Here is a 17,630-nt window from a genome sequence, read left to right as displayed (position 1 = left end):
TTCATTCTCCTTGGAGACGTTGGGCGGTGTGGCCCAGCAGCGGTTGTTTGCGGATTTCGCTGAGGTACATCCAGGTCAGGGACACCCAGACCACGCCGTACATCAACATGAAGCAGGACGAGCGCACGCCGGTGAGGTCCACCAGGGCGCCAAACAGAATCGGCAGCACAAAGCCCCCGAGGCCACCGGCCAGGCCGACGATGCCGGACACCGCGCCCATGTTCTGCGGGTAGTCATTGGCGATGTACTTGAATACCGAGGCCTTGCCGAACGCGAAGGCGATGCCCATCACGAACAGCAGCACGGTGAACAGAGTGGGGTTGAGGCCGATGTGCAAATCCAGCGGACCGTTGACGGTCATCACTTGCAGTTGGGTCTGCGGGTAGCTGAGCAGGAACAGGCAGATCCAGCTCACCCACAACACCCACCAGGTCACGCTCTGGGCGCCCCAGCGGTCGGACATCCAACCGCCGACTGCGCGCAGCACGCCACCGGGCAGGGAGAAACAGGCGGCCAGCAGCGCGGCGCTTTGCAGGCTGAAACCGTATTCCTGCACGTAGTATTTGGTCATCCACAACGCCAGGCCGACGTAGCCGCCGAAGACAATCGAGTAGTACTGGCAGTAGCGCCACACGGCCGGGTCTTTCAGGCACCGCAGTTGCTCGCGCAAGGTGGCGCCGCCGGCACTGCGGTGGGCCTTGTTTTCGCTGGTGAGGAACCAGAACAGCAGCGCGGTGATGAACAGGATCGCGCCGAACACCTTGGGCACCAGGTGCCAGGTGCCAAGGGCGATCAGCGCCGGGGCAAGGAATTTGGTGACCGCAGCCCCGGCGTTACCGGCGCCGAACACGCCCATGGCGAAGCCCTGGTTGTCCTTGTCGAACCACTTGGCGACGTAGGCGATGCCCACCGAGAACGAACCACCGGCCAGACCGACAAACAGGCCCAGCACCAGGAACTGCCAATAGGCGGTGGCGTAGGTGATCAGGTACAGCGGCAGCACGCAGGCCAGCATCAACAGGAAGAACACGATGCGCCCGCCGAAACGGTCAGTCAGCAAGCCCAATGGCAAGCGCACCAGGGAACCGGTCAAGACCGGCGTGGCGGCCAGCAGGCCGAACTGGGTTTCGTTGAGTTGCAGCAGCTCTTTGATGGGCACGCCCAACACGGCGAACATCATCCACACCATAAAGCAGACGGTGAAGGCCAGCGTGCTCATGCCCAGCACCAAGCCTTGTCTTATACGGGGTTGAGTCACGGTATGCGCTCCAGAAGGTGATTTCATGAGCGCAGGTTAGGGGCGGCCCCCCCGCAGAACTTGACGCAGATCAACGTCCACCTGGGGGGTATAAGGCTATGCTGACCGCACATACCTCTAAGGAGGTAGTCCCTATGACAAGAGAAAGTCTTTATTTATCAATGGATTGATCTCTTGTGCCGGCGTTTTCCCGTGGGAGGGTTTGCCGGCAACTCTTTAGAGGTAGTGCGCCAGGGATCGCGCTTTCCCAGCTCGTTTTTCCTTTTCAGGTGCCGCCATGCAGGCTTTCTCCCCCCTCCGAATACGCCGTGATGTTTAACTGGCTGCGCAGCTCCCTGCCCGCGCGCGCCGGCTTGGCCGTGATCCTGATCGCCATCCTGGCCCTCGCCAGTTCCTTGAGCGCGGGGCTGATCGCCTGGTTCAGCCAGGGCGACGCCGCAGCGATCAACACTGCCGGTTCCGTGCGCATGGAGACCTACCACCTGAGCTGGCGACTCGCCGCTGCCGCGCCGGTTGCGGAGATCGACGCCATCACCCAGAGCCTGCAAGGGCGCCTCGACAGCCAGTCGCTCAAGGCGGTGCTGGAAGACGGCCCGAACAGCGCCCTGCTGCAGAGCTACCAACAGATCCAGCAACGCTGGAACGACGAGCTGCACCCGGCCCTGGTGCGCGGTGATGCGGCGCTGTTCCAGGCCAGCGCACCGGCATTCGTCGAGCAAATGAATCAATTCGTCAGCCTGTTGCAGCAACAGAGCGAACAAAAACAAGGCTGGCAGCAAGGCATCCAGGGCCTGGCGCTGTTCAGCACGCTGATCATCCTGTTGATCGGCCTGCATGAATTGCAGTACGGCGTGGTCAACCCTTTGCAGGAACTGGTACAGGCCACCCGGCGCTTTCGTGACGGCGACTTCAAGACCCGGGTCAACCACCGTTCCGACGATGAGCTGGGGCAACTGGCCCTGAGCTTCAACACCATGGCCGAGACCATCGAGGCGTCCCACCGTACCCTGGAAAGCCAGGTGCGCCTCAAGACCCTCAACCTGCAACAAGCCAACGCCGCCCTCGAACTGCTGTACCAGAGCAGCAGTAGCCTGGCCACGCGCCTGGCCAATGCCGAAGGCCTGGACGAATTGATCCGGCGCTTCCAGAAACGCCTGCCGGGGTTGCGCCTGTCGTTGTGCCTGCAAGGCCACTTCCTCGCACCGGCCCAGCAGATGCTCGCCTTGCACGGCGGCGACAGCCGCAACATCTGCGCCATCGGCGATTGCGCGAGCTGCCATAAACACAAAGTCGCGCCGCCGCAGGTATTCAGCATCAGCAACCAGGGCTCGGAACTGGGCGAACTCAAGGCCCACTTCGACGATGGCCATCCCCCGCAGGACTGGGAGAAGCAATTGATCCAGGCCCTGGCCAACCTGATCGGCACCTCGCTGTCGCTCAAACGCCAGCGCGAACAGGATCATCGTTTGCTGCTGCTTGACGAGCGCACCATCATCGCCCGGGAACTGCACGACTCCCTGGCCCAGGCGCTGTCGTACATGAAGCTGCAAGTCAGCCGCATGCAAACCCTGATCCGCCGTGGCGAGCCGGTGGAGACCCTGGCCACCGTCACCGCCGAACTGCGCGACGGCCTGAACAACGCCTACCGCCAACTGCGCGAGCTGCTGACCACCTTCCGCCTGCAAATCCACGATGCCGGGCTGGTACAGGAACTGTCGGACACCGCCGAAGAGTTCTCCCGGCGCGGCGAATTCCAGGTGCACCTGCACGTCGACGCGCTCGCCTTCCAATTGTCGGCCAGCGAGCAGATCCACTTGCTGCAAATCACCCGCGAGGCCCTGTCCAACTGCCTGCGCCACGCCCATGCGCAAAACGCCTGGCTGCAACTGCGCCAGGAGGGCGAGACCGTAAGCCTGAGCATCGAGGACGACGGCCGTGGCTTTTGCGGCGCCGTCGACCAACGTGAACACCACGGCCTGACCATCATGGACGAACGTGCACGCAGCCTGCACGGCCAACTCGACATCGTCCCCCGCGAGCCCCAGGGCACGCGGGTGCAAATGCGCTTTCAACCGGAATTTCTCGGGCAACCTCTACAAGGCAACCACCCATGAGCACACTCCCCCGCCACCGTATCCTGCTGGTCGACGATCACCCGATGATGCGCCGCGGCATGCGTCAGATACTCGAGTTGGAAGACGATTTGCAGGTGGTCGGCGAAGCCGGCAATGGCCAGGAAGCCCTGGACCAGATCGAGAGCCTGCAACCGGACCTGGTGCTGCTGGACAACAACATGCCGCAGATGAACGGCCTGGAAACCCTGCGCCGCCTGCGTGCCATGAACTATGCGGGCAAGGTGCTGCTGTTTACCGTGTCCGATGCCGAGGATGACATTCGCGACGCGCTACGCCTGGATGCCAACGGGTATCTGCTCAAAGACATGGAGCCGGAGTTGGTGGTGGAGTTCATCCGCGATGCGTTGCATGGGGCGTTGGTGATCAGCCCCGGGTTGACGCGGGTGCTGGCCCAGGCGCTGCGCTCGCCGCAACCCCATGCGGCGGTGGATTTGACGGAGCGGGAGCGCCAGGTGCTGCGCACGATTGCCAGTGGGTATAGCAATAAGGTGATCGGGCATAAGCTGGGGATTACCGAGGGGACGGTGAAGGTACACGTGAAGAATTTGCTGCATAAGTTGGGGTTGCGGTCGCGGGTGGAGGCAGCGGTTTGGGCGATGGAGCATTTGCGGCAAGCGGGTTGATGGTTTTTCGGGGGATTGGGTACATATCCGTTTCTTCGATAGCGGCGGCTGGTGGCTCCGCTCTTGCCCCAACACTCGGCACCTCGCTAATGCTCGGGCAAGAGCACATGCAGAATGAGGTCTATCTGACCCATAGAGATCCAAATGTGGGAGGGGGCTTGCCCCCGATAGCAGTATGCCAGCCACTCCATGCATGACTGATCCACCGCCATCGGGGGCAAGCCCCCTCCCACATTTTTGACCGCGTTCGGCTTGCAGGATCAGGTTGGCTATAAGGCCGCGCCCAAGAGCACATGCAGAATAAGGTCTATCTGACCCATAGAGATCCAAATGTGGGAGGGGGCTTGCCCCCGATAGCAGTGTGTCAGCCACTACATACATGACTGATCCACCGCCATCGGGGGCAAGCCCCCTCCCACATTAAGGCCGCCTCTTTAACCCAAGCTGACCGAACGCGGGAAGAGGTACCCCCTTCGAGGCATATCCCCAAACCCCGGGCCGCCCTACCCTGATGACCCGTGGAGGCCCTTATGCTCACCCATCCCCAAATCGTTCTAACCTTGCGCCGGCATCACCTGTTCAGCCGGCTGCCTGAAAAAACCTTTCAGGATGTCTGCACCCTGGCCAGTCTCAGGCGTTTGCCCAATCACACCCCGCTCATGCATCAGGGCGATCCCGCCGATCGGTTCTTTCTGCTGGTCAGCGGCCAGATCAAGCTGCACCGGGTCACGGGCGAGGGTCAGGAGCATCTGGTGGAAGTCATCCACCCCGGCCAGACGTTTGCCGAAGCGCTGCTGTTCACCCAGGCCAAGGCGTACCCGGTGAGTGGCACCGCGCTCAAGGACAGCGTCCTGGTGAGTATCGAAGGCCAACACTATCGACGGGCGCTGGAAGATCAGCCGGCCATTTGCCTGGCGATTCTGGCGAGCATGAGTATTCACCTGCATCAGCGCCTCCAGGACATCGACACCCTGACCCTGGCCAATGCCAGTCGCCGGGTGATCAATTTCCTGTTCCAGGAGCGCGACGGCGTCAACAGCGAGGTGGTGTTGCAGGTGCCCAAGCGCCTGGTGGCGTCGAAGCTGGGGATTCAGCCGGAGACGTTTTCGAGGATTCTGCATCGGCTGGTGGAAGGCGGGTTGATCGAGGTGCGCCAGCGCACCATTCGAATCCTCAACGAAGAGCAGTTGATGGGGTATCAAGCCGGTTGATACCCCCTCGCGGTCAATGCCCGCTGTGCATCATCGGCATCGGTTGCTGCAACAGCGCCAGGTCGATCTGCTCGAAACGCAACAGCCGGCCACCGGTGTCCGCCGCGACTTTCTGTGCCTTCGCCTCATCGGCAAACGAAGCCAGCACCACGCCCATGGCGCCCTTGAGCCCGGTGCCGATCACGTAGTAGGCGGTGCGGGCGTCGATCAGGTGCTTGTCGTCCGGTGCATTCCACTGGCTGCGGCCCATGTCGTGCACGTACAGCTTGGCGTCGTCGTGGCGGTTTTCCGGTTGCAACCACCAGCCGAGCATTTCGGCGGTGGAACAGAATTTCTTCACCCCGTCATGCTCTACCACTTGGCCCTTGGGCCCGGGAAATTGATTGATCACCATGCCGCATACGTGGCACTCGTCGTTGGGATGAAACGCCACCGGTGCTTCGCTGAAGCTCGACTCCGGCGCCTTGTCGCAGGCGGTTATCAATAAGCCGACCAGCAAGGCCGCGACTAACCGTGTCTTGAAACCCATATCACTCACTCCAACAGTCATAAAAAGTCCTCACGCCGCGCGGCGCCGGAACAGCCCGTAGGCCAGCGCCAGCGGCACGGCCACCCATGCCAGCAGGCACGCCCATAGGGCCAGCGGCGGCACGTCGAGGTCCGACCCCAGGGCCATGACCCCCACGGACTGGGTGCCCGTGCCGAAACCGGAAAGGTTGATCAGCCGATACACATCGGTGGGGTTGAGCAGCAGCAACCAGGGCAGCCCCTGCGGGTTGAACTGGCCTTTGCTGAGCACCAGCAAGGCCAGCAGCGCCAGGTCGAAAACCAGCACGAAGTAGAACCACACGCCCAGCGCCAGCCCGGCGGCGGTGGATTTTTCTGCGCACAGGCTGCTCAAGCCATAGGCCATCCCGAGAAAGCACCACCCCAACAAGGCCGAGGTCAGCATGAACCGGCCGAAGGCCCAGAGCAGCATGGCGAAATCCACGTCGTCGACCAGCAGCGCAATAGCGAGCATCGCGCAGCCGAAGCCGAGTACCGTGGCCAGCGCAAGGATCAGCCCATGGCCGACGAACTTGCCGAGCAGGATCTGCCCGCGCCCCAAGGGGTAGGTGAGCAGCAACAACAAGGTGCCGCTCTCGTCTTCGCCGACGATCGCGTCATAGGCCAGCAACAGCGCGATCAGCGGCATCAAAAACGTCGCCAGGCTGGCCAGGCTGGCGATGGTCGCCGGGATCGAGGTGAAGCCCAGTTGCCCGGCAGCCGCGGCGCCGAGCCAGGCGATGCCGATGGCCAGGACCGCAAACAACAGGCTGATCGCCAACAGCCAACGGTTGCGCAGGCCGTCGCAGAACTCTTTGCGCGCCATGTTCCAGATCGGGTTCATAAGGCCGCCTCCTGTGCCGTGACCATCGCGCTGTCCATGTAATGCCGGTAGATGTCTTCAAGGGACGGCGGCAGAATTTCCACGTCGCTGGGGCTGTCTTCGGCCAGCAGTTGGCGCAGCAGTTGCACCTTGCTGCCGTTGTGCGCCGCCACTTGCAGCCCTTCGACGCCCCAGCGCCGGGTCACATGGCCGGCGGCGTTCCAGCGTTGTTGCAGCAGCTCGACGCGCTGCAAGCCGCTGGTGCGGATCAGCGTCGGCAAGCCGGCCTCGGCGCGCAACTGCGCCAGGCTGCCCAAGGCCAGCAGGCGGCCCTGGGTGAGGATCGCCGCGCGGTTGATGTGCGCCTCGACGCCCGGCAGCACATGGGAACACAGGATGGTACTGGTGCCGGCCGCACGCAGGCGGTCGAGCAGGCGATACAGGTCCTGGGTGGCGAACGGGTCGAGGCCCACTGTGGGTTCGTCGAGCAGCAACAGGCGTGGCTCGCCGAGCAAGGCCTGGGCCAGCCCGAGGCGCTGGCGCATGCCCTTGGAATAGGTCTTGACCCGCCGACCCGCCGCCGCTGTCAGGCCGACGTCGTCCAGCAGGCTGTCGACCTGATGCATCGGCGCGCCCTTGAGCCGGGCAAAGTGGCGCAGGGTTTCGACGCCGCTCAACTGCGCGTAGAACGTGACGTTTTCCGGCAGGTAACCGAGCCAGCGGCGCACGTGGGGATCACTCGGCGCACGGCCAAACACCCGCACCTCGCCGGCGCTGGCGCGCAGCAAGCCAAGGACCAGTTTCATCGCGGTGGTCTTGCCCGCGCCATTGTGCCCGAACAACCCCAGCACTTCCCCGGGGGCCAGGCTCAGGTTCAGGTCGTGCAGCACCGTGGCACGCCCGTAGCGCTGGCTGACGCCTTCGATCTCGACGACATTCATCATGCAGGTTCCTTATGCGTGGGGGCTTGCATCAGCGGGTGGCTGTCCATCACTCCCGGCGACTTCATCACCGGAAACGCACGTTGCACCCAGCGCAGCAACTCAATGCCGGGGCTGTTCATCAACAGCCGCACCTGGGGGTACATCCACAGCAGGCGGTCGACGTTGTCGTTCGGCTCGTAAGCCACATCGCCCAGGCCATCGCCGTTGCGGTCCCAGCCGAGGTAGTCGCTCCAGTAGTTGCCCCGGCCGTCCGCCGACCATTCCTGCAAGCGGCTGGCGACGTATTTGACCTGACGCTGGTTGTCGATGAAGGCGTTGCCGGCGATGCGGTTGTCTTCGGAGCCGGCGGTCAGATGAATGCCCACCGCGCTGCGCGCGAAGCGGTTGTGTTCGATGCGGTTGAACAGCGAGTTGTAGATGAACAGCGCCTTGCCTTCGCCGCCGGCGATCATGGTGTCGCCGGTGGAGCCGTCGCGCACATCGGTGACGACGTTGTCCTGCAAAGTCGAATAGGTGATGTAGTTCATCAGGATGCCGTAATTCTGGTCCTGCTCGGAACGATTGCCGATCACCGTCAGCTTGCGGCTTTGCATCAACGCATAGCCGGTGCGGGTGCGGCGCGTGGTGTTGCCCAGGACCTGGTTGTCGTTGGCGAACATGTAGTGAATGCCGTAGCGCAGGTCTTCCAGGGTGTTGCCTTGCAGCAGGTTGCCGTTGGAGGTGTCGATGTAGATGCCGTCGCGGGTGTCACGCACCTGGTTATCGATGACGCGGGCACCGTGTACGGCGTACAGGTGAATGCCGTTGCCACGGTCCTGGGAGCGTACCGAGGTATCGCCCTGGATGCGGTTGCCGATCAGGCTTACGTCCTGGGTGCCGTCGACCCAGATGCCAAAGCCCTGGCCTTGCAGGCGGTTGCCCAGCAGTTGTGTACCGCGGGCCTGGGGTTGGATGAACACAGCGGCGTTCATGGCCGTGAGGTCGTCGCCCCAATCGAGGAACGTGCAGCCTTGGACACTGACATCTGGCGCGCTGATCAGCAGGCCGTTGCCCTGCCCTTCGGCCTGGAAGATGGCGCCGGGGGCGCAGGTCAATTGCAGCGGTTGGTCGATGCGGAACGAGCCCCGGTATTCGCCGGCAGGCAGGCGCCAGTGGTTGGGGCCGTCGGCTTGCAGGGGCAAGTCGGTGATGGGGCGCACGCCAGCGTTCACCCCGAACGAGAGCAGTGCGAGCCCTATCAAGGTGATGAGTGATCGAGCCACAGTGATGTCCTTAAACTGAATGCGGCTAAATGTGGGAGGGAGCTTGCTCCCGATGAGGGTGTATCAGTTGATGCATCCTTGGCTGATTCACCGCCATCGGGGGCAAGCCCCCTCCCACCTTTGTCCTGCTGTGTCCTTGTGTCAGGCGCGCTCGACCTTCATCCGCCCGACCATTTCCATGTGCAGGGCATGGCAGAACCAGCTGCAGTAGTACCAATGCAGCCCCGGTTTGTCGGCAATGAACGTGATCGACGAGGTCTGCTGCGGGCTGATCTCCATGCTCACGCCGTGGTTGACCATGACAAAGCCGTGGGTCACGTCTTCGATCATGTCAATGTTGGTGATGGTCACGGTGACTTCATCGCCCTGTTTGACGGTGAACTCCGTGAGCCCGTAAGCCGGGGCCATGGAGGTCATGTACACGCGCACCTTGTTGCCGTCGCGGATCACCTTGCTGTCGGTTTCCAGGTTGATCCCGTCCTTCTTGGCGATGGCTACCGTCTCGGCGAAGAACGGATCGTTGCGCTCCCAGATTTTCTTGGTCTTGATCTGGTCGCGGCGCGCCATCACACAGTCATGGGGCTCGGCGAAGGCCGGGCCATCGTGGACCAGTTTCATTTCATCGCCGGAGATGTCGATCAACTGGTCGTTCTCCGGGTGCAGCGGGCCGGTGGGCAGGAAGCGGTCCTTGGAGAACTTGCTCAGCACCATCAGCCACTGGCCGTCGGCGTCGCGGGTTTCGGTCAACGACGCATGGTTGTGACCCGGCTGGTACTGCACATCGAGCTTCTGCTTGATGTAGTTGACCTTCTCGCCGCCATAGGCGCGAATGGCCTCGGCGATGTTCCACTTGACCACCTGGCTGTCGATGAACAGCGTGGTGTAGGCAAAGCCGCGCCCGTCGTAGGTGGTGTGCAGCGGGCCCAGGCCCAGTTCCGGCTCACCGACCACCACGCCGCGCGGGTCAGGGATCTTGCCGCTGAACAGGTCGTCGAGTTTGTCGATGGCGATGATGGTGCAGGTCGGCGACAGCTTGCCGTTGGCGATGAAGTACTTGCCATCCGGCGAGGTGTTGCAGCCGTGGGGGTTCTTCGGCACCGGAATGTAGCGGGTGAACTCGCTGTCCTTGCCGTCCTCGGATTTGCGCCCGTCCACCACCGGCACCTTGACGCCGTCCACACTGATGAACTTACCGGCCTTGATCGCTGCTTCGATGCGCGGGATGTTGAACACCACCACCCAGTCGCGCTCGTTGCGCATCATGCCGGCCAGGTCGGTGGCCTTTTCCGAGTTGTAGCAGGTGGCCGCCGCGTACTTGCCGGTGTAGTCCATGTCAGCGTTGTCGAGGTTGCCGTCGACGATCACCTGGAACGCCATTTCCATTTTCTCGGCGTCGATGGCATTGAACATGGTGAAGGCGTTGCGATCCTGCAGGTCAAAGCTGTGGCCGTCATTGGGGTGCGGGATGATGAACTCGGCGTTGCAGAACACGTACTTGGTGTAGGGCACCTTTTGCAGGCGCAGGCCGTGGATGGCCTGGACGTTCGGTACGGTGAGGATTTTGTCGCACTTCATGATGTCCAGGCGGATGCGCGCCACCCGGCTGTTGGCCTTGTCATTGATAAACAGGTACTTGCCGTCGTAGCGGCCATCGGTGGTGGACAAGTGCGGGTGGTGGCAATCGCCGTTGCGGTACTTGGCACCGTCGCCGAGGATGCGCTTGCTCTCGTTGGTCAGGCCCCAGCCGGTGGCCGAGTCGACGTTGAACACCGGGATGCGCATCAGCTCGCGCATCGACGGGATGCCCAGCACCCGCACTTCGCCCTGGTGGCCGCCGCTCCAGAAGCCGTAGTAATCGTCGAGCTGGCCGGGTTCTACATGGATTTTCGATTTGGCGTCCTTGGCCGCCGCCGCGAAGGATTCACGGGTAAACACCGCGCCGCCGAGGGCCGACGCACCCGCCAGCACAGCGCCGGTCACCGCACCGGTGCCGAGGAAACTGCGCCGGGTCAGGCCGTCATGTTTATCGTCTGTATCGTTCATGGGTTGCTCCTTCAAGTGTTGGGATTTATCTGCACTACGGGAATCTGTTCGGGCGCCGCCTTGTTGCGCTTCTTGCGTTTGTTGATCAGCGGCGGGCACTTGTTTTCGTTGTGCCAGGTCATCTGGCAGTCGAGGCAGTAGTGGCATTCGTTGGCGTTGATATGGCCGTCCGGGTGGATCGCCTGGATCTCGCATTCCTTGGCGCACAGTTGGCATGGGTTGCCGCATTCCTGGCGACGTTTGAGCCAGTCGAACAGGCGGAACTTGCTCGGAATCGCCAGGGCAGCGCCGAGGGGACAGAGGTAGCGGCAGTAGACTTTGCGGGTGAACAGGTTGATCACCAGCAACGCCACGGCGTAGAGCACGAACCACCACTGGCGGTCGAACTTGAGCGTGATGGCGGTCTTGAACGGTTCCACTTCGGCAAAGCGTTCGGCGGTGGCCATCGATTCCAGCGAGAGGCCGAACAGCACCAGCAGGATCAGGTACTTGATCGCCCACAGCCGTTCATGCACCGCGAAAGGCAATTCGAACTGGCGGATCTTCAGGCGGCGCGCGGCTTCGTTGAGCAGTTCCTGCAAGGCCCCGAACGGGCACAGCCAGCCGCAGAACACCCCACGCCCCCAGAGCAGGATGCTGGCGGCGGTGAAGACCCAGAGCATAAAGATCAGCGGGTCGGTGAGGAACAGCTCCCAGCGGAAGTCCTGGACCAGCGCATGCACGAAGGTCAGCACATTGACCACCGACAACTGCCCCAGCGCATACCAGCCGATGAACCCTACGGTAAACACCAGATAACCCCGGCGCAGCCAGTGCAGCAGACGCGGGCGCCGGGCCAGGCTGTCCTGCAGGAACAGGATCGCAGTGAGCAGCAGCAGCGCGACGCCGAGCACCATGACCTGGACCTGCTTCTGGTACCAGATGCTCAACCACAGCGGGCGGCTGGCCTCATCCAGCGCGGCTTGTTCGGCGGCGGTGGGCAGCGGCCGTTCCAGGTACTGTTCGGGCATCTGGTAAGGCAGTTCGAAGCTGCTGAACGTGCCGCTGACCGGACCGGTCTGGCGCCGCACCAACAACTCCAGGGTCCAGGCCGAACCTGGGTCGAAGCCGGCCTGCGGACGCACGATGAATACCGACATCTCGTCGAAGGCCGGTATGCCCTCGGCGTAGACGTCGTCGATGCGTTGGTGGTCGAGGTCACGGAAGCTGATCACGTTGCCGAACTGGCGCAACTGCACCCGGTCGAAAATCCCGCCGCGCACATAACCCGAGCCCTTGAATGAAAACAGCCCGCGGCCGAACACGGCGATGGCCTGTTCGCCGGGTTTGAGCCCCTGCATCAAGCTGCGGTAGTGTTCTTCGCCCAACAGATTGCGGCCGATGCTCGGCGGGTTGATGTCGGCCATATAAAGCTCAATGAACGTTTCGTCCGCCGCCTCGGCGCCTTCGGCGGCGGTGTCCTTGAAGGCCGCGTCGACTTGGCCACGGGTCAAAAGCAGGCGGCGGATCGCGCCATTGCCGGTCAATTGCGCCCAGGTGGCGGGGTCAAACCGATCGGTGCGGATCAGCGCGACTTTCTGCGCGGTAGCGGCCTTGCCGTCGATCAGCTTGAGCCACACCGCCACGTCATGGGCCGCCCGCATCACCACTTCATTGACCACCATCGCGGTCACGGTCGCACCGGCAATCGCATCCACCGTTACGGCCTTCGGGTCGCTGGAACGTCCGACCACCACGCGCTGGCGTACATCGACGCCGGAATAGTGCGCGGTGAATTCGTGCAGTTTGATCTCGGGAATACCGATCAACAGGATCGGCTCGTGGTGTTCCAGCACGTAGGCATCGCGGATCACCCCGGCGCTGTCGAGGATCACCTGGGTGTTGATCGGCTTGCCTGAATACGCCGGGATCGCCACCACATCCAGGCTCTGGAACACGTAACCGATGGGCTTGCCGGCGCTCGAAATGGTGCGCACCTTGAACGGGCCGTCCGGTGCGGAGACCGCATCCTGGGCGGGAAAGGTGCGTTCGATACGCTGCTGTTCGATGTCGCCGTAAGACCGGGCCTGGGCGGTGAAGCTGGTGATGAGCAACACCACCAGCACAGTCAGCCAGTGGCGTGTCAAGCGCGCGGAGCGAGTCATGGAGTCCCTTGAGGCGTCGGGCTGAAGATGGGACGGATGGTAGGGGCGATGATGGCGGGTGGCCCTTGACCAGAATCAAGTCCGGCCAGTAGGCGGTGCGACGAATACGCACGGCTGGCGCGTTGTCGCACCCCTCACTTGAGCTTCAGGCGCCGCGCCAGTTTGTGCAGGTTGCTGGCGTCCACGCCAAGCAAGCGCGCGGCACTCGCCCAATTGCCGGCGCAGTGTTCCAGGGCGTGGCGAATGTTCCAGCGCTGGCACTCATCCACCGCCACCGCCAAGGGTTGGAAGGCCTCAATCGATGACGCGGGCAAGGCGCATTCAACCGCGACGACGGCCGCATCCAGGCCCAGGGCGTGCGGCTCCAGGCAGATCACCGGACTGCGCGGTTCAGCACGGCTGAGCTGTTTCAACGCGGCGCGACTGATCACGTGCTCCAGCTCGCGCACATTGCCCGGCCAGGGGTAATCGAGCAGCGCCCGTTGCGCCGCTGGCGATAGCTGCAGGTCACGCAAGCCCAGGCGCTCACGGTTGAGTTCGACGAAATGCCGCGCCAGCAACAACACGTCCTCGCCACGCTCGCGCAACGCCGGGATCGGCACCGGGTACACCGACAGCCGGTGATACAGGTCGGCGCGAAACAGGCCGTCGCGCACGCTGTCCGGCAGGTGGCGATTGGTCGCGGCGATGATGCGCACGTCCACATGCAATGGCCGATCGGCGCCCAGGCGTTGGATCTCGCCATTCTCCAGGGTGCGCAGCAGCTTGGCCTGGACGCTCAAGGGCAACTCGCCGACCTCATCGAGGAACAAGGTGCCGCCGTTGGCCGCATCGAACCGCCCGGCGCGGTCGTGGGTGGCGCCGGAGAAAGCACCCTTGACGTGACCGAACAGCTCGCTTTCGGCCAACGCCTCCGGCAGCGCCGCGCAGTTGACCTGCACCAAAGGCTTGTTGCCGCGGCGCGACAGGCGATGCAGGCGCCGTGCGAACAGCTCTTTGCCGACCCCGGTTTCGCCGAGCAACAACACCGGCAACTGCGTTTCGGCCAGCAGCGCCAGCTCGTCGAGCAACTGCAGCAACACCGCGCTTTGGCCGAGAATGCCGTCGGGCGGCGCGGTCATTTCGACCCTCCTGGGGTTCACAGCACCCTGACAACCTGTGGTCATGATTACCTTACTCCGGGATATAGCGTTACTTTTCAATAAGTTGAAGTTGGCACGCGACCTGCAATCACCGGTTCATATCCGTACTGCCGATGAGGAAAGCCCGATGACCGTGAGCGACTGGAACACCCAACCCCAGGACCACTTGATCGACCATCTGCTGGCGCGCTACCACGCACGTCATCGCGAGCAGTTGCCGGAACTGGTGCGCATGGCGAGCCGCGTCGAACAGGTCCACGCTCAGCACCTGCAATGCCCCACCGGCCTGGCCGACCTGCTGCGCGATATGCAACAGGAGTTGGAAAACCATATGCTCAAGGAAGAACAGGTGCTGTTCCCGATGCTGCAAATGGGCATGGGGCCGCAGGCGGCGATGCCGATCCAGGTGATGCGCCATGAGCACGACCAGCACGCCGAGGCGCTGGAACAACTGTTGAGCTTGACGAACCAGATCACCCCGCCGGCCGAGGCCTGTAATACCTGGCGCAGCCTGTACCGCGAGCTGAGCGCCTTTCATGCCGACCTGCGCGAACACATCCACCTGGAGAACGACATACTGTTCGCCAAAGCCGCGCCCGGCCTCGTCCCGGCCCGCGCATAGCGCACTTTCACAACCGATCACTGCGACGATCGTGCAGCGTTGCCTGTGCGCTGCCCTTGTCGCGGATCAAGTACGGCCGACGCCAACAGGATTATCCTCGGGCATCCCTTCCCGTTATCCCCCGAGGTCAAGATGGTGCTCCATCGTGTTCATCACCAAATCCTGCGCAGCCACCACTTGTTCGAGCCCCTGGACGAGGCGCAACTGAACGAACTGATGAGCAGCAGCCAATTGCTCAGTGTCGACAAAGGCGAACCGCTGTTTCGCCAGGGCGAACCGGCCGACGCGTTCTACTTCGTGATCGCCGGCGCAGTGAAAATCTACCGCCTCACCCCGGACGGCCAGGAGAAGGTGTTCGAGGTGATCGGCGAACGGCAGACCTTCGCCGAAGCCATGATGCTGATGGATACGCCCAACTACGTGGCGTGCGCCGAAGCGGTGTGCCCCACGCAGTTGTACCGGCTGTCCAACGCCACCTACATGCGTTTGCTGCAGAGCAACAGCCGCCTGACCTTCGCCCTGCTCGGCACGTTGTGCGTGCGCCTGCACCAGCGGGTCAACGAGATCGAAACCCTGTCGCTGAAAAACGCCACCCACCGCGTGGTGCGCTACCTGCTCACGCAACTGGTGCGCCTGCAAAGCACCAACTGCAGCTTCGAGCTGCCGATGGCCAAGCAATTGATTGCCGGGCACCTGTCGATCCAGCCGGAGACCTTTTCGCGGATTATCCGGCGCTTGATCGACGAGAAAATCATCACCCAGGACGGCCGGCAAATCGCGATTCTCGACCGCCCGCGCCTGGAGCAATTCGAGTGAAAACCTGCCTGGTCTGCCAGCACGGCAACGCCGTGGAGCGCGACCTGTGCGAGCGCTGCGCCACACCGCTGCCCGAGGCCCACGCCAGCACCCAGGCGCGCCGACTGAAGCGTTTCCAGTGGTTCTGCCTGGGCCTGACGCTGTTCTGCGTGGTGATGTTCTTCTGGTTGCCCAGGGACTTTTACTGAGTCTCGGTCAACTGCCGATACAGCTGCGGCAGGCGTTGCGGTAATTGTTCGGGGCGATGGATCAGGGTGAAACCATGGGCGCCGAACATGTACGGCAGATAGTCGCCGGCCTGTTTGTCGATGGTGATGCAGAACGGAATCAAGCCCTGGCGCCGCGCTTCGACCACCGCCTGGCGCGTGTCCTCCACGCCGTAACGGCCCTCATACAGGTCCAGGTCATTGGGCTTGCCGTCGGTGATCAACAACAGCAACTTGCGCCGCTGCGGGCAGGCGCCCAGCAACTGGGTGGCCTGGCGGATGGCCGCGCCCATGCGCGTGTAGTAACCCGGTTTGAGGCCCTGGATCGCGCCACGCGTGCGGTCGTCATAGGCTTGCTGGAAGGTTTTGAGCACCTGCAAGCGCACCTGGTGCCGACGCAGCGAAGAAAACCCATACAACGCAAAGCGATCCCCGGCCCCGGCCAGGCTTTCGCCGAACAGCAGCAGGCTGTCGCGTATCACATCGATGACCTTTTGCTCATCGTTGACATGGGCATCGGTAGACATCGACAGATCGGCCAGCAACAGGCACGCCAGGTCGCGGTGGGTGTGGCGCTGCTCAAGAAACAGACCGCGCTCGGCGCAGGCGCCCTGCTGGCGCTGCACATGAAAATCCAGCCAGGCTTGCAGGTCCACCTCTGACCCTTGAGGCTGCTGGCGCTGCCATTGGCGGTCGGTGCGCAAGCTCTGGAATTGCCGACGCAGGCGCTGGGCCTGGGCCTGCAACCGCGCGGGCAAGGGTTGCGGCGCGTCGCAACGCGGCTGCATCAATTGCAGGTTGACGAAGCCTGCCTGCAAGCACTGCCGCCGGTAGTCCCACTCGGGCAACTTGATGCCCTCACCCAAGGGGATGTCGTCGACATCGGCGGGCGGCAGATCCAGGTGCAGCTTGAGCCCGCCGCTCTTGCGCACGCGCTGGCGCGACAGGCTCAACTGGTCGAGGTCTTCGGCGACGCGGGCGGCGTCCGGGTCCTGGCTATCGTCGGACCAGCGATCGAGGTCGACGTGTTCGCTCCAACTGAACAGGTTTTCCAGGCGCACCACCAACAGGCCGCCATCGCGGCTCGCGTCGTCGATACGGGTGGCGCGCTTGGGCCCGCCTAGTTGCTCGCCGGGTGGGGCTGAGAGGTCGTCGCCCTCCTCTTCCAGGTCGGTATTTTGCGCGGTGTCCAACTGCAGCGCCGGGTACAGCCATAACGGCAACGGCCAGGCGGCTCGCGCACTGCGCGGCAGGTGACGCACGCTGCCGGGTTCGCGCAGGGCCTTGCGCAAGGCCCGTTCCAGCGCGGCTTCGTCGGGTTTGAGGCTGGCGGGGTCGGGGCGCAGTTGCAGGTGCGCCTCCACCAGGCGTTGGTAGCGCGGCAGCATCGCCGGGTAGCGCTGCAACAGCAGCCAGGTCCAGCGTTGGTTGTCACGCGCCCAATGGCTCATCGGCCCGGCGTGGGCCGCGAGCAGCGCCAGCCAGCGGTACAACTCGTGATTCAGCGCCGCGTCGGGAAACACCGCCAGGCGTGCCGGCAAGCGCAAGCGGTTGCCGTCGCAGGACGCCAGGGGGGCTTGCTTGCAGGTGCCGGCGATACGCATCAACAGGTTGCGGCGCAGCAACAGGTCGCGCTCGCAGGCCGCCTCCAGCGCCATCCCGCCGGCGCCGCCCAGGGCGCGAAACAACAGGGCCAGGCTGCGCTGATGATCCGTCAGCACGACCTGCGCCTCGGGGAAATCCACATTGGCACGGCGGGTGATAAAGCGGTGCCAGACGCTGCCGACCCACTCTTCCAATTCCAGGGTAAAGGCCATGACGTGTGCTCCAAACGTAAAACGGCCCGCTGTACCAG

14 protein-coding genes and 1 pseudogene are annotated in these 17,630 nt (G+C 63.3%); 6 read left to right on the top strand and 9 right to left on the bottom strand.

What is annotated here, in order from left to right:
• Position 1 precedes the first annotated feature (1 nt).
• Entirely contained in the window at positions 2-1,258 is a 1,257-nt protein-coding gene (locus J2Y83_RS10995) for an MFS transporter (RefSeq protein ID WP_253395133.1), read from the bottom strand.
• Between the two features lie 311 nt (positions 1,259-1,569).
• Here J2Y83_RS10995 and J2Y83_RS10990 point away from each other — a divergent pair, with 311 nt between their 5' ends.
• The 3 genes from J2Y83_RS10990 to J2Y83_RS10980 all read left to right on the top strand — a co-directional run bounded on the left by J2Y83_RS10990 (position 1,570) and on the right by J2Y83_RS10980 (position 5,227).
• A complete protein-coding gene (locus J2Y83_RS10990; protein WP_253395132.1) occupies positions 1,570-3,372 on the top strand; it encodes a HAMP domain-containing protein in 1,803 nt (600 codons plus the stop codon).
• Positions 3,369-4,016 (top strand): two-component system response regulator NarL, encoded by a 648-nt coding sequence (gene narL / locus J2Y83_RS10985; protein ID WP_247401775.1) that lies wholly within the window; start codon positions 3,369-3,371, stop codon positions 4,014-4,016. Before J2Y83_RS10990 ends, narL begins: the two co-directional genes overlap by 4 nt.
• A gap of 530 nt (positions 4,017-4,546) precedes the next feature.
• Entirely contained in the window at positions 4,547-5,227 is a 681-nt protein-coding gene (locus J2Y83_RS10980) for a Crp/Fnr family transcriptional regulator (protein ID WP_253395131.1), read from the top strand.
• Between the two features lie 13 nt (positions 5,228-5,240).
• Here the strand turns inward: J2Y83_RS10980 and J2Y83_RS10975 are convergent, their stop codons facing one another.
• The 7 genes and pseudogenes from J2Y83_RS10975 to J2Y83_RS10945 form a co-directional block, all read right to left on the bottom strand.
• On the bottom strand, positions 5,241-5,756 hold the full coding sequence (locus tag J2Y83_RS10975) for a nitrous oxide reductase accessory protein NosL (RefSeq protein WP_253395130.1): 516 nt from the start codon (positions 5,754-5,756) through the stop codon (positions 5,241-5,243).
• A gap of 30 nt (positions 5,757-5,786) precedes the next feature.
• Complete coding sequence (locus J2Y83_RS10970) at positions 5,787-6,617, bottom strand: ABC transporter permease (RefSeq protein ID WP_253395128.1); 831 nt, start codon at positions 6,615-6,617, stop codon at positions 5,787-5,789.
• The gene (locus J2Y83_RS10965) at positions 6,614-7,537 is read right to left on the bottom strand and encodes an ABC transporter ATP-binding protein (RefSeq protein WP_253400377.1); all 924 of its coding nucleotides are present in this window, start codon (positions 7,535-7,537) and stop codon (positions 6,614-6,616) included. Before J2Y83_RS10965 ends, J2Y83_RS10970 begins: the two co-directional genes overlap by 4 nt.
• Positions 7,537-8,802 (bottom strand): nitrous oxide reductase family maturation protein NosD, encoded by a 1,266-nt coding sequence (locus J2Y83_RS10960; RefSeq protein WP_373423814.1) that lies wholly within the window; start codon positions 8,800-8,802, stop codon positions 7,537-7,539. Before J2Y83_RS10960 ends, J2Y83_RS10965 begins: the two co-directional genes overlap by 1 nt.
• Before the next feature lie 141 nt (positions 8,803-8,943).
• The gene (gene nosZ, locus J2Y83_RS10955; protein ID WP_253395126.1) at positions 8,944-10,845 is read right to left on the bottom strand and encodes a TAT-dependent nitrous-oxide reductase; all 1,902 of its coding nucleotides are present in this window, start codon (positions 10,843-10,845) and stop codon (positions 8,944-8,946) included.
• 11 nt (positions 10,846-10,856) lie between these two features.
• Positions 10,857-12,989: a transcriptional regulator NosR gene (gene nosR, locus J2Y83_RS10950; RefSeq protein ID WP_253395124.1), complete on the bottom strand. Its 2,133-nt coding sequence runs from the start codon at positions 12,987-12,989 to the stop codon at positions 10,857-10,859.
• Between the two features lie 134 nt (positions 12,990-13,123).
• Positions 13,124-14,089 (bottom strand): annotated as a pseudogene (locus tag J2Y83_RS10945) (sigma 54-interacting transcriptional regulator); the annotation flags it as partial.
• Positions 14,090-14,153: 64 nt separating this feature from the next.
• Between J2Y83_RS10945 and J2Y83_RS10940 the strand changes: the two are divergent.
• The 3 genes from J2Y83_RS10940 (at position 14,154) to J2Y83_RS10930 (ending at position 15,757) form a co-directional block, all read left to right on the top strand.
• Positions 14,154-14,753 (top strand): hemerythrin domain-containing protein, encoded by a 600-nt coding sequence (locus J2Y83_RS10940; RefSeq protein ID WP_373423815.1) that lies wholly within the window; start codon positions 14,154-14,156, stop codon positions 14,751-14,753.
• Between the two features lie 132 nt (positions 14,754-14,885).
• Positions 14,886-15,569, top strand: coding sequence for a Crp/Fnr family transcriptional regulator (locus tag J2Y83_RS10935; RefSeq protein WP_253395121.1), 684 nt, complete (start codon positions 14,886-14,888; stop codon positions 15,567-15,569).
• Positions 15,566-15,757: a hypothetical protein gene (locus tag J2Y83_RS10930; RefSeq protein ID WP_017849339.1), complete on the top strand. Its 192-nt coding sequence runs from the start codon at positions 15,566-15,568 to the stop codon at positions 15,755-15,757. Before J2Y83_RS10935 ends, J2Y83_RS10930 begins: the two co-directional genes overlap by 4 nt.
• On the opposite strand, the gene J2Y83_RS10925 is transcribed toward J2Y83_RS10930, so the two are convergent.
• On the bottom strand, positions 15,751-17,592 hold the full coding sequence (locus tag J2Y83_RS10925) for a nitric oxide reductase activation protein NorD (protein ID WP_253395118.1): 1,842 nt from the start codon (positions 17,590-17,592) through the stop codon (positions 15,751-15,753). The two genes, J2Y83_RS10930 and J2Y83_RS10925, sit on opposite strands and share 7 nt — an antisense overlap.
• Positions 17,593-17,630 lie beyond the last annotated feature (38 nt).

It is taken from the genome of Pseudomonas marginalis (assembly GCF_024169655.1).
Classification (GTDB): Bacteria; Pseudomonadota; Gammaproteobacteria; order Pseudomonadales; family Pseudomonadaceae; genus Aquipseudomonas; species Aquipseudomonas paraveronii.
Note: the sequence above shows the minus strand (reverse complement) of the source record. Positions and strands in the feature narration are given on the sequence as shown.